This window comes from Campylobacter sp. JMF_06 NA1 (assembly GCF_027737785.1).
In the GTDB taxonomy this organism is placed as follows: Bacteria; Campylobacterota; Campylobacteria; order Campylobacterales; family Campylobacteraceae; genus Campylobacter_B.
In genome coordinates, this window is the sequence record NZ_JAOVUA010000007.1 from 64050 (window position 1) to 79268 (window position 15219).

The 15219-nt window shown below is 42.7% G+C and carries 14 protein-coding genes; 11 read left to right on the forward strand and 3 right to left on the reverse strand.

Going from position 1 to position 15219, the window contains the following annotated elements; all coding sequences use genetic code 11:
• Positions 1-78 precede the first annotated feature (78 nt).
• From OFO07_RS07540 to polA, 8 genes are all read left to right on the forward strand, one after another.
• Complete coding sequence (locus OFO07_RS07540) at positions 79-2370, forward strand: helicase HerA domain-containing protein (RefSeq protein WP_270871515.1); 2292 nt, start codon at positions 79-81, stop codon at positions 2368-2370.
• Between the two features lie 8 nt (positions 2371-2378).
• Entirely contained in the window at positions 2379-3023 is a 645-nt protein-coding gene (gene plsY, locus OFO07_RS07545; protein WP_270859724.1) for a glycerol-3-phosphate 1-O-acyltransferase PlsY, read from the forward strand.
• Positions 3020-3337: a dihydroneopterin aldolase gene (locus OFO07_RS07550; RefSeq protein ID WP_270866595.1), complete on the forward strand. Its 318-nt coding sequence runs from the start codon at positions 3020-3022 to the stop codon at positions 3335-3337. The genes plsY and OFO07_RS07550 overlap by 4 nt, the downstream gene beginning before the upstream one ends.
• 76 nt (positions 3338-3413) lie before the next feature.
• Positions 3414-4085 (forward strand): homeostatic response regulator transcription factor HsrA, encoded by a 672-nt coding sequence (gene hsrA, locus OFO07_RS07555; RefSeq protein WP_270859722.1) that lies wholly within the window; start codon positions 3414-3416, stop codon positions 4083-4085.
• A gap of 62 nt (positions 4086-4147) precedes the next feature.
• The gene (locus OFO07_RS07560; protein WP_270871516.1) at positions 4148-5344 is read left to right on the forward strand and encodes a sensor histidine kinase; all 1197 of its coding nucleotides are present in this window, start codon (positions 4148-4150) and stop codon (positions 5342-5344) included.
• A gap of 81 nt (positions 5345-5425) precedes the next feature.
• Entirely contained in the window at positions 5426-5671 is a 246-nt protein-coding gene (locus OFO07_RS07565; RefSeq protein ID WP_270859720.1) for a YfhL family 4Fe-4S dicluster ferredoxin, read from the forward strand.
• Positions 5671-7113 carry a Ppx/GppA phosphatase family protein gene (locus OFO07_RS07570; protein ID WP_270871517.1) on the forward strand — a complete coding sequence of 481 codons (1443 nt, stop codon included), beginning with the start codon at positions 5671-5673 and terminating at the stop codon, positions 7111-7113. The genes OFO07_RS07565 and OFO07_RS07570 overlap by 1 nt, the downstream gene beginning before the upstream one ends.
• 74 nt (positions 7114-7187) lie before the next feature.
• Complete coding sequence (gene polA, locus OFO07_RS07575; protein WP_270871518.1) at positions 7188-9818, forward strand: DNA polymerase I; 2631 nt, start codon at positions 7188-7190, stop codon at positions 9816-9818.
• Positions 9819-10030: 212 nt separating this feature from the next.
• On the opposite strand, the gene OFO07_RS07580 is transcribed toward polA, so the two are convergent.
• From OFO07_RS07580 to OFO07_RS07590, 3 genes are read right to left on the reverse strand one after another with little or no spacing between them, the layout of a single operon-like run.
• Positions 10031-10156, reverse strand: a complete 126-nt coding sequence (locus tag OFO07_RS07580; RefSeq protein ID WP_270871519.1) for a hypothetical protein — start codon at positions 10154-10156, stop codon at positions 10031-10033.
• A gap of 36 nt (positions 10157-10192) precedes the next feature.
• Positions 10193-11116, reverse strand: a complete 924-nt coding sequence (locus OFO07_RS07585) for a DMT family transporter (protein ID WP_270871520.1) — start codon at positions 11114-11116, stop codon at positions 10193-10195.
• A 2-nt stretch (positions 11117-11118) separates the two neighbouring features.
• Positions 11119-12024, reverse strand: a complete 906-nt coding sequence (locus OFO07_RS07590; protein ID WP_270871521.1) for a DMT family transporter — start codon at positions 12022-12024, stop codon at positions 11119-11121.
• 98 nt (positions 12025-12122) lie between these two features.
• On the opposite strand from OFO07_RS07590, the gene der reads away from it, so the two are divergent.
• The 3 genes from der to trpS are packed head-to-tail and all read left to right on the forward strand — an operon-like array spanning position 12123 to position 15048.
• The gene (gene der / locus OFO07_RS07595; protein ID WP_270859715.1) at positions 12123-13532 is read left to right on the forward strand and encodes a ribosome biogenesis GTPase Der; all 1410 of its coding nucleotides are present in this window, start codon (positions 12123-12125) and stop codon (positions 13530-13532) included.
• Complete coding sequence (locus OFO07_RS07600) at positions 13529-14056, forward strand: shikimate kinase (RefSeq protein ID WP_270871522.1); 528 nt, start codon at positions 13529-13531, stop codon at positions 14054-14056. Before der ends, OFO07_RS07600 begins: the two co-directional genes overlap by 4 nt.
• The gene (trpS, locus tag OFO07_RS07605) at positions 14053-15048 is read left to right on the forward strand and encodes a tryptophan--tRNA ligase (RefSeq protein WP_270871523.1); all 996 of its coding nucleotides are present in this window, start codon (positions 14053-14055) and stop codon (positions 15046-15048) included. Before OFO07_RS07600 ends, trpS begins: the two co-directional genes overlap by 4 nt.
• Positions 15049-15219: the final 171 nt, after the last annotated feature.

Genomic DNA, 15219 nt, shown 5'->3' on the forward strand with positions numbered 1-15219 from the left:
TAAATTTAGGATATTGTAGCAAATTTAAATTTAAAAATTTAAATGATATAATGCGCCAAATTTTACGAAGGAAAATTTATGAAAACTTTGCAAGAAAATTTGAAGCTTTTTTATTTGGGGCTTGAAAATTCTGAGCCGTATTTGTATAAAAACAAAGATCTCACAACCCACGCGCTAATCATCGGTATGACTGGCAGTGGTAAAACAGGTCTTGGAATCACGCTTTTAGAAGAGGCCGCGATTGATAATATCCCGTCTATCATCATCGATCCCAAGGGCGATTTGACAAATTTAGCTCTTACATTTCCAAATATGAGCGCACAGGATTTTTTGCCTTATATCGACGAAACAGAGGCTGCGAATAAAGGCCTTAGCGTGGAGCAAATGGCGAGCGAAACTGCGCAAATGTGGCGAAATGGCATAGAAAATTCTTACCAAAATTTAGACAGGGTTGAGCTACTTAAAAACAGCGCCGAGTTTAAAATTTACACGCCAAAATCAAGTGCTGGGCTGGGAGTTAGCCTGCTTAGCGACTTTGAAGCGCCGAAAAATTTAAACGATGAGGATATGAATAATTATATCTGCGGTATCGCTTCTAGCGTGCTTAGCCTAGCTGGCATTACTAGCGATAATCTAAGCTCGCCAGAATTTTTGCTGATTTCTCAAATTTTTAGTTCAAATTTCAGCGAGGGCAGGGGCGTAAGCGTGGTCGATCTCATCAACCAAATCATCACTCCGCCATTTGATAAAATCGGCGTTTTTGATGTGAATAACTTCTTCCCTAGCGACAAACGCATGGCGCTAGCTATGAAAATCAACGCCCTAATCGCAAGCCCAAGTTTCAAGCTTTGGTGCGAGGGCGAGAGGCTAGATATCGCAAAAATGCTATTTGATGAGAGTGGCAAGGCTAGGGCGAATATCTTTTGTATCGCGCATTTAAACGACGATGAGAGAATGTTTTTCGTAACATTGCTTTTAAACGAAATGGTTAATTGGATGCGCCAAACGCAAGGCACCAGCGCACTTAGAGCGATTTTGTATATGGACGAGATTTATGGATTTTTCCCGCCAAATGGCAATCCACCGTCAAAAACCCCTATGCTAACCCTGCTAAAACAAGCGCGCGCTTTTGGGCTAGGCTGCGTTCTTAGCACGCAAAACCCTGTTGATCTAGACTACAAGGGACTTAGCAATATCGGCACTTGGTTTATCGGTCGCTTACAAACTGCGCAAGATAAAGAAAGAGTTATTGGCGGACTTAGCGGAATTGGTTCAAATCCGATAGATAAAAGCGCGTTAATGGAGCAAATTTCAAATCTCAAAAAACGAAATTTTTTGGTCAAAAATATCAACGAGGATAGCCTAAAAACGATAGAAACTCGCTTTGCGCTTAGCTATTTAAAAGGCCCTTTAAGCAACGAGCAAATTTCAAATTTAATGAGCGAAAAAAAGGGCACACTAGGCGCGAGTGGCACTGGAAACAAAGTAAAAAGCGCAAGCAGTGCCAAACCAATCGTATCAAATGAAATTTCGCAAATTTACAGCTATGGTGCCTCTCGCGAGTTAAGCCCGTATTTATACGCCACAGCCAAGGTGCGCTATGCTGACAAAGAGGGCGAATACACGAGGGATTACGCGTATTTGCTTGATATCGCTGATGCTAGCGAGATTAACTGGGACGAGGCGAGCGATAGGGCTATTGATAATATACGAAGCGATGAGTTAGAGGATTCGTCGTATTGCGCTTTGCCAAGCTTTATTGCTAGTGCGAAAAATTTCGCCACTTTTATTCGCAATTTCAAAGACTGGGTTTATCGTAATCAAAGGCTAGAATTATACAGCGCACTTGATATGCACAGCGCACCAGATGAGAGCAAAGAGGAATTTTATCAAAGACTGCAAGATAAGGCAAATGAAATTTTAGAGCAAAAAACAGATGAAATTCTAGCTAAATTTGAAAAAGAAAAATCTACGCTTCAAACCCGCATAAACCGCGCCGAAGAGAAGCTAGAAAAAGAAAAAAGCGATGTTACTAGCCAAGGAATTAACGCAGCCCTTAGCATAGGAAGCGCGATACTAGGCTCGCTTTTTGGCAGATCGCGCACGAGTGCGACTACGATTAGCAAAACCGTAAGTGGCGTGCGAAATGCTCACCGCGTGCTAACCCAGCGCAACGAAGCCAAAAACGCAGAAGCTAGCGTAGATGAGCTATACTCACAAATGCAGGCCCTACAAGAGAGATTTGATGAGCAAATCGCGCAGTTAAAAGAGAGCTTAGATCTCAAAAATATCGAGCTTGGCGTAGTCTCGCTGGCTCCGAAAAAAACAGATATTTATGATGAGAAAATTTCGATTTTGTGGAAGAGTTAGGGTAAAAAATGATTAAAGGTATAATTTTAGGACTTTTAGCTGCTTCAAATTTTTGGTGTTATTTGGTAGCATATTTTTTAGGAGCTGTGCCGTTTGGACTGCTTATCGGCAAATATTTTGGCAAGGTTGATATCAAATCTGCTGGAAGTGGCTCGATAGGGGCTACAAATGTCTTGCGAGTGCTTAAAGAAACAGACCCCAAAAAGGCTAAAATTTTAGCGATTTTGACCGTGGTTTGTGACGCTTTAAAGGGCGTGGTGCCGATTTTGGTGGCGAGGGCTATGGGTTTTGATGAAAATGTGCTTTGGGGCATGGCTGTGTTTGCAGTGGTGGGGCATTGTTTTTCGCCATACCTTGGATTTAGCGGTGGCAAGGGCGTAGCCACGGGCGCTGGCGTGCTAGCATGCTTCGTGCCAATCGAGCTAATCATTGCGCTTGTTGTTTGGTTTATTGTGGGCAAAGTGCTTAAAATTTCGTCCGTAGCCTCGCTATCAGCGGCGCTCGCGCTAATTGTGGCTAGCTACATACTCCACGCAGATATGCCAGCAATCCACACTCACGCGCCGATTTTTATCATAGTTTTTATCGTCTTTTACAAACATATTCCAAATATCGCAAGATTGCTTCGTGGCGAGGAAAAACGGGTAATATGATTCGGGTTTTGATTGAGGATTTGAAATTCGACGCGATTGTTGGAATTTTGGATTTCGAAAGAGAAAAAAAACAAGAAATTTTAGTAAGCGCAAAATTTGGCGCAGATGAATTTATAGACTACGCCAAGGCGTGCGAATTTATAAAATTTAGCTTTGAGAGGGAGAAATTTTTGCTCGTCGAAGACGCGCTAAATTTCTTCGCCCAAAGCTTTAAAACCCAGTATAAAAGCCTGAATTACTTCTATATGAAAATTTACAAAACCCAAATTTTAGCTGACGCAAAAGTCGGTGCGCAAATCGAAATAAATTTTTAAAATTTCTTTAAAAAAACTTGAATTTTGGCTTAAAATATGCTACAATCACGCCAAATTTTATTACGAAGGAAAATCAATGAGAATTTTAATTGTCGAAGATGAAGTTACTCTAAACAAAACTATCGCCGAGGGTTTGGCGGAGTTTGGTTACCAAACAGACAGCTCAGAAAGCTTTAAAGACGCTGAATATTACATAGGCATACGAAATTACGATTTAGTTTTAACCGACTGGATGTTACCAGATGGCAGCGGCGTCGATTTAATCAACATTATAAAACAAAAATTCGCTCGCACAGCGGTCGTCGTGCTATCTGCAAAAGACGATAAAGAAAGCGAGATAAAAGCCCTAAAAGCTGGCGCAGATGATTATATCAAAAAACCATTTGATTTCGATGTTTTGGTTGCTCGCCTTGAAGCTAGACTTAGATTTGGCGGTTCAAATATCATCAAAATCGACGATCTTATCATCGACCCAGATGAGGAGAAAATCACATATCTTGGCCAAGAAATCGAGCTAAAAGGCAAACCTTTCGAGGTGCTAACTCACTTAGCTCGCCACTCAGACCAAATCGTAAGCAAAGAGCAACTACTTGATGCTATTTGGGAAGAGCCAGAGCTAGTAACTCCAAATGTAATCGAGGTCGCAATCAACCAAATCCGCCAAAAAATGGATAAACCACTAAATATTTCTACAATCGAGACAGTTCGTCGCCGCGGATATAGATTTTGCTTTCCACAAAAAGCCTAAGAACTCGTTTTATAATCCAATTAGCATCTGCTTCGGCGATGCTAATTTTGATTTTTTCCGTAATGCTTTATAACTACATAAGGATTACGATTTTTGAAAATTCAGTCCATGGGCTTTTAGTAAGGGCTGAAAATATCACAAAACTGCCAAAAATTCCAGTCGAAAAAATCCCAGAGTATCTGCCAGACCCCAAAGGCGAGTTTATCACGAGTTTCGTTTATGGCGAGAAAATCACCAAGCCTAAATTTTACGAGAGCCAAGAGGGCGAAAATAATTTTTTGACCCTTCAATACCCATATAGCAACGAGGAAATTTTGCAGATCAAAACCGATGTCACGGTCTATGCAAATATCGCAAATCAGATACTTGTGGATATTATTATCCTAAATTTGACAATGATATTTTTGATAATTTTTTACGCTATGTTTCTATCGCGCACGCTTTTGATGCCAATCAAGGTAATCTCGCAAAAGCTAGCCAGTCTTGATGAAAAATTTCTCGCGCCACTTGATATGGAGAGGTGTGAGAGCGAATTTCGTCCGATTTTGACAAACATAAACCGCCTAATCGATCGAATTCAGACCTTTATAATGTATCAAAAAGAGCTATTTATCGGTATCGCGCACGAGCTAAAAACTCCGCTAGCGGTGATGAAAACCAAAAACGAAGTAACGCTCATAAAGCCAAGAGAGGCGGAAAAATACATCGAGGCGCTCCAAAACAACAACAAATCAATCGACGATATGAACAAAATGATAATCTCGATTTTAGAGATTGGTCGCCAAGAGGGCGCGCAGTTTGAGAGCCCAGAGCAGCTTGACATCGTGCAGTATCTGGGCGAGCTGTGCGTGAATTTTAAAATTTTGGCTAGAAATGAAAAAAAAGATGTCGTAAGCAAAATTTCGCCAAAATCCCTAGAAGTAAGTATCCAAAAAAATCTTTTTATGCACATTATCCAAAATTTCGTCCAAAACGCGATTAAATTTTCCCCAGAGGGCGAAGTAATCGAGGTTTTCAGTGAAATTTCGGGCGATTATTTTATCGTGCGTGTAGAAAATTTAGGCGAGAGTATCGACGAGAGTCAGGACTTTTTCGCGCCGTTTAAACGCAAGGGTGGCAAGCCTGGCGCTGGGCTTGGGCTGTTTTTGGCTAAAAACGCCGCGCAGGCTATGGGCGCATCTGTGAGCCTTAAAAATTCGCCCGCCAAAGACAAGATTGTAGCGACCCTTACAATTCCGCTAAAAAATCTCAAAAAATAGCGCAAATTTGGTAGTTTTTAAAATAAAATTAAAAGTTTTTAGTGTATAAATGCACTAATTTTTTTTGTAAAGGTTAAATTTATGTCTTTGATGATTACAGACGAGTGTATTAGTTGCGATGCGTGTCGCGAAGAGTGCCCAAATGAGGCGATTTTCGAGGACGAGCCGACATATATGATTGATTCAGATAGGTGCTGCGAGTGCGTGGATCAATACTCAGAACCAGCCTGCATCGTAGTCTGCCCTGTCGAGTGTATCACCTACGATCCTGATAATATCGAAACCGAGGGTGAGCTCAAATACAAACACGCTCACATGGATTATTAATGCCAAAACGCGTTGGAGTGATTGATTTAGGCTCAAATTCTGCCAGATTAGTGATTTTTGAGCGAACGAGCAGATTTGGGTTTTTTATCCTTGCAGAGCACAAAATCAAAGTCCGCCTAGGCGAGGGCGCGTATGAAAACGGCGGAGTTTTACAGCCTCACGCTATGCAAAAATGCCTTGACGCTTTTATCGAATTTAAAGAATTGCTCCAAAAATACGGCGCCAAAAGGGTGCTTTGCGTAGGCACTTCTGCACTGCGCGACGCTCCAAATGGAGGCGAGTTTATCAAGCTAGTTTTTAAAAAAACAAAAATCGCAATCCGCAAAATAGACGGCGAGAGTGAGGCGTATTTTGGAGGATACGCCGCACACAATCTGCTTAGCGATTTCAAAGACGGCGTGAGCGTGGATATCGGCGGAGGCTCGACTGAGCTTGCGCGCATTAAAAATGGCAAAATCGAGGCTAAAATTTCGCTAAATTTAGGCACCGTTCGCCTAAAAGAGCTATTTTTCGACAAAGGCGATATGGGCGGGCTATATGGTTATGTAAATGAGGCAATCAGCGCGGTTAGCGATGAATTTGCCAGCTCAAATTTAATCGCTATGGGCGGTTCGGCAAGAGCGCTAAGCAATGCCATAATGGCGATTGAGAATTATCCGATTAAAATCGTGCATAATTACCGCTACGATTACGAAAAATACGCGCCGTTTTTTAGCAAATTAATCGGCGCAAAAACCCTAGAACTAGCCAAATTTCCGATAAAAAAAGAGCGTTATGATACGATTAGAGAGGGTGCGATAATTTTTAGCGAGATTGCTAAAAAAATCGGCGCAAAAAGCGTGATTACAAGCGGTGTGGGCGTGCGAGAGGGTGTGTTTTTAGGCTCGATTTTGCACGGGGCGAATTTGCCAAAGAATTTCAACCCTAGCCTAAAAAGTCTGCAAGATAGATTTGCTAGCGAAAGCTCGCACGCAGACAAGTTCGCCAAAGCCCTTTTTAGCGTGCTTTTCTCGCTTCACAAGCTAGAAGACAGATACATTGGCCCGCTTTGCTACGCTACCAAACTTTGCGAGATTGGCGCAAGGCTTGGCTTTTATGCCAAACACGAAAGCGCAGCTTCCATGGTGCTAAATGGGCTAAACTACCGCACGAGCCACGAGCAAAAAGCCCTAATCACGGCGATTATTGCAATGCACGGCAAGCCAAATTTAAGCCCAAATTTTGCAAATTTAAGCGAAATTTTACCGGGCGAGCGAACATTAGCGTGGCTTAGCTTTTTGTGTGAATTTGCTAGGATTTTAAACGAAAACGCACTTAAAAATTTGGAGTTTAAATTCGAAAATTTAACCCTCCAAATCGTGGGTGCAAAAAACAAACTAATGCTCAAAGACAGCCTACGCAAACTCCCAAAACCAGCTGTTTTTGCGATAAATTTTATATAAATTTAAATTTGGCAAATTTGCAAAATTTAGCCAAATTTAACTAAACTACGCAAAATCAAAATTTAAGGAAATATATGAAAACTATCACGATTATCGACACTTTTGGCTTTTTTTTCCGCCTGTATTACGCGATGAGTAGCTTAAAGACCAAAAGTGGCAAGCCAAGTGGTATGGTGAGTGGATTTGCGAATTTTATCGCAAATTTGGAGCGAGAGTTCAAAAGCGATTATATAATTTTCGCCCTTGATAGTAAGGGCAAGACCTTTCGCTCGCAGATTGACCCAAACTACAAAACAAATCGCCAAACCCCGCCGGACGCTCTTTTGGCACAGCTTCCGGTTTGTATAGAAATGATAGAGAAAACGGGCTTTTGCACAGCGCAGAAAGAGGGCTATGAGGCCGATGATTTGATAGCAAGTGTGGTCAAAGCCTATCGCGACACGCACAAAATCAATATCGTAACAAGCGATAAAGACCTTTATCAGCTAATCGGAGGCGAGACACGCATTTATAGCCATGCCAAAAAAATGCTTTATGGACGCGATGAGTGCTATGAAAAATACGGCGTCTATCCCGAGCAAATCATTGATTTTTTGGCGATTTGTGGCGACACTGCGGATAATATCCCTGGCGTGAAAGGCATAGGCGAAAAGGGGGCAAAAAAACTGCTTGATGAATGGGGGAGTTTGGAGAGGATTTACGAAAATATCGAGCTTTTGCCACCAAACAAACAGCGCGAGTATCTCATAAACTCCAAAAACGAAGCTTTTATGAGCCAAAAACTTGCCACGCTTTGCGATGAGGTCGAAATTTCGCCACTGCAAAACGCCGTTTTTCCCGAGCAAAATCCGCTTCATAAAATCAAAGAAATTTTGCGCGAATACGAGCTACACAAGCTTCTTTCCGCGCTCGAAAACGAGGGCGATAAAAGCGAAGAGAGCCTAGCTTTTGAGCCAGTGTGTGTGAGGGACGAGAGCGAGCTAGCGCGCCTTTGTGAGGGCATTAGCGAGGATATTATCGTGGCATTTGATACCGAAACCACTGGCCTAGATAGCAAAAACGCCAAAATCGTGGGCTTTTCGTTTTGTTTCAACGAGCAAAGGGCGTATTATGTGCCACTTACGCATAATTACTTAGGTGTGGGCGAGCAAATTTCGCTAAATTCGGCGAAAATGGCGATTGAGCGGATTTTTTCTGGCTTTGTCGTGGGGCAAAATTTAAAATACGATTTCAATATCATAGAGCAAAATTTCGGCATAAAACCCCCACGCAAATTCGCTGATACGATGATTTTAGCGTGGCTCATAAATCCTAGCGAGAGCGTGGGTATGGACAATTTAGCTAAGCGGTATTTTGACTATGACACGATTAAATTCGAAGATATCGTGGCTAAGGGCGAGACTTTTGCGAGTTTGGAGTTTGATGAGGCCACGAAATACGCAGCCGAAGATGCGTGGATAACTTTGAAATTTTATTTTAAATTTCAAAATTTACTCTCGCCAGAGTTGCTAAATTTGGCAAAAACGCTAGAATTCCCATTTGTGCGTGTTTTGCGCGATATGGAAAATGCAGGAATTAAAATTTCAAAGTCGAATTTAAGTGAGCTGATTTCTCGCAACGAAAGCGCGCTTAGGGTGCTGACAAACGAAATTTACGAGCTTAGTGGCGAGAGTTTTAACATAAACTCCACAAAACAGCTTGGCGTGGTGCTTTTCGAGCATTTGGGTTTGCCGTGCCAAAAAAAGACCAAAACAGGTTACAGCACCGATGAGAGCGTGCTAGCCGGGCTCAAAGAAGCTCACCCAGTGATTGAAAAAATCCTAGCTTATCGTGAGCTTTACAAGCTTCAAAGCACCTATTGTGAGCCACTTTACGCCCTTGCGATGAAAAACGAAAATAGCCGAATTTACTCAAATTTTATGCAAACAGGCACGAGTACTGGCAGGTTATCCTCCAAAAATCCAAATTTGCAAAATATCCCCGCGCGTGGGGCTTTGGCGAAGGATATGCGAAACTGCTTCATCGCGCAGGAGGGGTATAGCCTGCTTTCGCTGGATTATTCGCAAATCGAGCTTAGACTTTTGGCGCATTTTAGCAAGGATCCTGCGCTTCTTAGCGCTTTTGCGGCGGGCGAGGACATACACTCGCGCACTGCAATCAGCATTTTTGGCGATAGCGAACCCGCACACAGGGCGATTGCAAAGAGTATAAATTTTGGTTTGATTTATGGCATGGGGGCAAGCAAACTAGCGCAAAATTTGCAAATTCCGCGAAATGAAGCAAAGGGCTATATCGAGCGATATTTCGCCTCGTTTGCGACGATTAAGGAGTTTTTGGAGGGGCTAAAAAACAGCGCCAAAAACGACGGATTTATCACCACGCTTTTTGGGCGCAGGCGGTATTTTGATTTCGCTAACGCTTCGCCAATGCTTCTAGCCACTTATGAGCGAGAGGCGGTAAATACGAAGTTTCAAGGCTCGGCAGCGGACATTATCAAAAAGGCTATGGTTGAGATTTCGCCGCATTTAAGCGCGGAGGCAAGGCTGGTTTTGCAAATCCACGATGAGCTGATTTTCGAGGTAAAAAGCGAGTATGCGCAGGAATTTGGCGCGAAAATTAGGGAAATCATGCAAAATGTCGTGAATTTAAATGTCCCGCTCGTAACGAGCCTAGATATCGCTACTAGCTGGGGCGAGTTGAAATAAATTTGAAATTTTGCAAAATTTTATCTATAAGCGTAATTGCAAAGAATTTTGCGTAAGCAAAATTCAGTAAATAAACGCGTGCATAGCACGCCACAGTATGGGCGTCGGCCTGGTGGGGGTGTGGGGGCGGGCGGCCCTCGCAACTCTGAGCGCCGCCCCCACATAAAAAGATTAGACTTTAAAAATCCTAGCGGATTGCAATTATCAAAAATTTAAAATTCAAGGAAATTTAAAATTCTGCCATTTGCCCTGTCTTTAATTTTAGCTTTGTAGATTGCTTCGGCGTTATCACGCCTCGCAATGACACTTAAATTCAAAATTTCGGGTGCAGTATCCAAGCTTGCGGACAGCGGAATTTTAAAATTTGGCTAAATTTAGCGTTCTCTTGCGATTAAAACTCCGCTTATGATGACGACCAAAATCCCCAAAAACGCCATTAAATTCGGCAAACTATCGCCTAGCATGACGCCTAAAATCAGCGTAAAGATAATGTCCGTGTAGCTAATCGCAGCCACAACGCCAGCCTTTTTGGAGGCTGCGTAAGAGCGCGTCATATATTTTTGGAAATAAATTCCGCTAATTCCTAGCAATGCGACCAAAACCCAGCCAAAGAGACTTGGCATGTTAAAATAGGCGAATTTGCTTAAATTTGCGCTCGAAATCACGCCTAAAATTTCAATCTCGCGTCCTCTTAGCGCAAATTCCGCGCACATTAGCGCAGAGCTTACAAGCGCGGCGCCAAAGACGAAAACTAGGATTATGATATCCGTGGCGTAGTATTTGCGAAGCTCTCGCACACTAGTGTAAGCTAGCCCTGCGCACATACCGCCAAAAACGCCGATGATATCAGTCGGCGCAATGCTAATGTGAGGCTGGATAACGAGCAAAATCCCGCCAAAACCTAGCATTATGGCGCACCAGCCTTTAAAGCTAAGCTTTTCGCCTAGGAAAATTGATGAAAAAAGTGCGGTGAAAATCGGGGCTGTTTTTTGGAAGGTAAAAGCCGTGCCAAGCTCGATGTGAGCGATATTATAAAAGGTCGCTATAATCCCGCAGCTGCCGATAAATGCGCGAAAAAAAAGTAACCACGGCTTCCCGCCCACGCCGAAATTTTTTAGCCTTTTTAGCGAAACTAGCACGATAGCTAGCCCCACGGCGTTTCTGAAAAACACGATTTCTACGCTACTCATTTGCTCTGCCATGACCTTGGCTAGCGCCCCATTTAGCGCGAAATAAAAGCTAGCGATTAGCATATAATACACGCCTAAATTTTTGAGCCAAAATTTAGAATAACCCAAAATTATCTCCTATTTGCGATCAAAATTCCGGCCGCAATTATCAGCGCGATTCCGCAAAGTGCGGTGAAATTTGGGAGCGCATCTCCCAAGGCTAGCCCAAAAATCATCGAAAAAATAATATCCGTGTAGCTTAGTGTGGCGACGATTCCAGCCTTTCTGGTAGCGGCGTAGGCTTTGGTGAGATAGGATTGATAATACAGCCCGCAAACGCCCAAAATCGCGCCAATTCCCCAGCCTTTAATATCTGGCATTACAAATTTGCTAATCATAAAATTTAGCGCAGGAATTTGGGTAAATTCGGCAATCGCCATGAAAAGTATCGGCATTAGCGTGCCTGCAAGCAGGGCTGAGAGTATGATTACATTTGCGCTGTAATACTTGCGTAGCTCCCTGACAGCCGTGAGCGCAATCGCGGCAAACAGACCGCTTAAAATCCCAAAAATATGTCCAGCGTGTATCCCAAAGTGAGGCTGTATCACCAAAACGATACCCACAAAGCCCAAAAATACGGCAAACCAGCCAAATTTGGATAATTTTTCTTTTAGCGCAAAATATGCAATCACAGCGATAAAAATTGGCGCTGTTTTTTGGAAGGTAAAGGCCTCGCCTAGGCTTAGTTGTGTAAGGTTGTAAAAAAACACGATTAAGCCCAAAATCCCGATAACTCCGCGCGTAGCAAGCATCCACGGATGTCCGCCACGGCTTGGTTGGGCTTGAATTTTGCGATTTTTGCGCATGATATATAAAATGATAAAAAGGGCTAATAAATTTCTAAAAAGCACGACCTCGATGGCTGGGATTTGCATGGCTAAAATTTTAGCAAATGTCCCTGCAATGGAGTTGTAAAAGCATGCAAGCAACATATAATAAATGCTTAAATGGTGCAATAAAAAGCTATTGTATTTCAAAATTTGACCCCTCAAAAAAGCCTGTAATTATAGCTGTTTTTAAATTTTGATTTACTTAATAAAATTTGGCTATAATGAGAAAAATCAAAGGAAGTATTATGAAAACAGTGATGATAATAGGGCGCCCAAATGTGGGGAAATCGAGCCTTTTTAACCGCTTCGCAAACGCAAGGATTGCCATTACTAGCGAGGTTTCAGGCACCACGAGGGATACGAATAAAATCGCCGTGCAAATTTATGATAGAAATGCGATGATAGTCGATTCTGGCGGACTTGACGATACGAGCGAGCTTTTTGCGCGCGTGCAGGCAAAAACCCTAGCCGAGGCGCAAAATGCGGATATTATTCTTTTTATGGTCGATGGAAAACTGCTCCCAGATGAGCAGGATCGCAAAATTTTCTTTTCTTTGCAAAAGTTAGGCAAGCCGATAGTTTTGCTCGTAAATAAAGTAGATAGCAAAAAAGATGAAGAAAGAAGCTGGGAATTTAACGAATTTGGCGCGCAGATGTTTGCACTATCTGTCAGCCATAATGCCGGTATTGACGAGCTTAGGGATTGGATTTATACTCACTTAGATCCTGCGCCTGTGCGAGGGGACGAGAGCGAGGATTTCGATGATTTTTTAGAAAATTTTGACGATAATGGCGAAATCAAAGAGAGCGATGAGAGCGAGTATTACGAGAACAAAACCATAAATGTAGGCATCATCGGGCGGGTAAATGTGGGCAAATCTAGCCTTTTAAATGCTCTTGTGAAAAACGAGCGCTCGGTGGTAAGCAGCGTGGCTGGCACGACGATAGATCCTGTCAATGAAAGCTATGAATTTGAGGGCAGAAGGTTTGAGTTCGTGGATACTGCTGGTATCAGAAAGCGTGGCAAAATCGAGGGAATAGAGAGGTTTGCACTAAATAGAACGGAGAAAATTTTAGAAAATTCAGACATTGCGCTTTTGGTTTTGGACTCTTCTGAGCCATTTAGCGAGCTAGATGAGCGAATTGCAGGGCTCGCGGCTAAATTTGAGCTAGGCGTGATAATCGTGCTAAATAAATGGGACAAAAGCGAGGCTGAATTTGACGCTATGGTGCGTGATTTGCGCGATAAATTTAAATTTCTAGCTTACGCGCCGGTTATTAGTGTAAGCGCGCTTGGTGGCAAACGCATACACAAGCTCTACCCGCTGATTTTGCAGGTTTATAAAAATTACACGCAAAAGATAAAAACCGCCCATTTAAATGCGCTAATCGAAGAAGCGACCAAAGCTCACCCGCTTCCGCACGATAAGGGCAAGAGCGTGAAAATCTACTATGCGGCGCAGTTTGGCTTCGCTCCGCCTAAAATCGCGCTTGTGATGAATCGTCCGCGCGCGCTACATTTTAGTTATAAACGCTATTTGGCGAACAAACTTAGAGAGAAATTCGATTTAAGCGGGACGCCTTTGGTCATAATCCCTAAAAATCGCGGAAACGACGATGAGGGCGAGGCAAATTTGAAAAAAGGGCAAAAATGAGCGCAAAAAATATAATTCTAATCGGCTTTATGGGCGTTGGCAAGGGGACTTTCGCGCGAGCTTTGGCTGGGGCTAGCGGGCTGTTTGCAATAGATTGCGACGATATGATCGAAAGCTACGCAAACAAAAAAATTCGCAAAATTTTCGAGGAGCAGGGCGAGGTGGAATTTCGCAAAATAGAGAAAAAACTCGCTAAATTTTTGGAAAAAAATGTAAGTGGCGCGATAATCTCGACTGGCGGCGGGTTTTATGCTGTTAAAAATTTAAACAAAATCGGCACTGTAATCTACCTAAAATCGAGCTTCGATGCGATAATTAAGCGCATAAATTCTAGCCAAAACGCTAGCAAAAAAATCGCAAAACGACCGCTTTTAGCTGATTTGAAAAAGGCGCGCGCTCTGCATGAGCAAAGGGATCAAAAATATAGCGCCAAGGCCGATTATATCGTAAATGTAGAGAAAAATTCGCAAAAAGAAGTTATCGAAAAATTGCTAAAAATTATCAAAAAAGAGGTTAAAAAATGAGTGAAAAATCTAAAATTTCAAATCCACGCACACTAACTGGGCTTCAACCCTCAGGCAGGCTACATTTGGGGAATTATTTTGCTAGCATTAAGCAAATGGTAGATGCGCAAAATGCGGGCGAGGAGCTGTTTTTGTTCATCGCAAACTACCACGCGCTCACCTCTGTTAGCGAGGGTGCGAAGCTCAAAGAGAGCACTTATGAGGCAGCTGCGGCGTTTTTGTCTTTGGGAATCGATCCAGAAAAATCGACATTTTGGGTGCAAAGCGATGTGAAAGAGGTTTTGGAGCTTTACTGGATACTTAGCGGATACACGCCAATGGGGCTATTAGAGCGCGCTCACGCTTACAAAGACAAGGTCGCAAAGGGCTTTGAGAGCAAACACGATTTGTTTTCATACCCTGTGCTAATGGCGGCTGATATTTTGCTATACGACGCTACGAGCGTGCCTGTGGGCAAAGATCAAATTCAGCATGTCGAAATCGCGCGCGATATCGCTTTGAAATTTAACAACGCTCACGGCGAAATTTTAACCCTGCCAACGGCTAGAATTAGTGAAAATGTCGCAATAGTCCCTGGCACGGACGGCGCAAAAATGAGCAAAAGCTACGGAAATACGATTGATATTTTTTCTTCGCCAAAGGAGCAAAAAAAGCAAATCGGCTCGATCGTTACGACATCTGAGCCGCTCGAAGCGCCAAAACAGTGGCAAAACTGCAATGTCTATAATATAGCAAAACTCTTTTTAGACCAAGAAGGACAAAAAGCCTTGCAAGCTCGATATGAGCGTGGTGGCGAGGGGCACGGACACTTTAAGATGTATCTTGGCGAGCTTGTGAGTGAGTATTTCGGACAGGCACGCGAAAAATACGCTGAGTTGCTAGCTGATAAGAAAAAGCTAGATGAAATTTTGGCTTATGGTGCGCAAAAGGCGCAAAAAATCGCAAGTGAAAAAATGCGCCTAATACGCGAAAGTGTGGGGATTTATAGATAAATTTTAGTTAAATTTCGCCAAGCAAAATTTGGCGAAATTTATAAATTTTGCAAAATTTTAAATCCTCCTCCCTCCATTTAATCTCTTTTTAAGCAACCCTTGAATATAATCCACTTTCCGTTTTTGAAATCTAACTTCTGTTATTTTCCAATGCGTGTTATTTTATTTATT

What these genes read in the sequence shown, in the direction of transcription:
- OFO07_RS07540 (WP_270871515.1), top strand. Translation starts at nt 79, where the DNA reads ATGAAAACTTTGCAAGAAAATTTGAAGCTTTTTTATTTGGGGCTTGAA.
- plsY (WP_270859724.1), top strand. Translation starts at nt 2,379, where the DNA reads ATGATTAAAGGTATAATTTTAGGACTTTTAGCTGCTTCAAATTTTTGG.
- OFO07_RS07550 (WP_270866595.1), top strand. Translation starts at nt 3,020, where the DNA reads ATGATTCGGGTTTTGATTGAGGATTTGAAATTCGACGCGATTGTTGGA.
- hsrA (WP_270859722.1), top strand. Translation starts at nt 3,414, where the DNA reads ATGAGAATTTTAATTGTCGAAGATGAAGTTACTCTAAACAAAACTATC.
- OFO07_RS07560 (WP_270871516.1), top strand. Translation starts at nt 4,148, where the DNA reads ATGCTTTATAACTACATAAGGATTACGATTTTTGAAAATTCAGTCCAT.
- OFO07_RS07565 (WP_270859720.1), top strand. Translation starts at nt 5,426, where the DNA reads ATGTCTTTGATGATTACAGACGAGTGTATTAGTTGCGATGCGTGTCGC.
- OFO07_RS07570 (WP_270871517.1), top strand. Translation starts at nt 5,671, where the DNA reads ATGCCAAAACGCGTTGGAGTGATTGATTTAGGCTCAAATTCTGCCAGA.
- polA (WP_270871518.1), top strand. Translation starts at nt 7,188, where the DNA reads ATGAAAACTATCACGATTATCGACACTTTTGGCTTTTTTTTCCGCCTG.
- der (WP_270859715.1), top strand. Translation starts at nt 12,123, where the DNA reads ATGAAAACAGTGATGATAATAGGGCGCCCAAATGTGGGGAAATCGAGC.
- OFO07_RS07600 (WP_270871522.1), top strand. Translation starts at nt 13,529, where the DNA reads ATGAGCGCAAAAAATATAATTCTAATCGGCTTTATGGGCGTTGGCAAG.
- trpS (WP_270871523.1), top strand. Translation starts at nt 14,053, where the DNA reads ATGAGTGAAAAATCTAAAATTTCAAATCCACGCACACTAACTGGGCTT.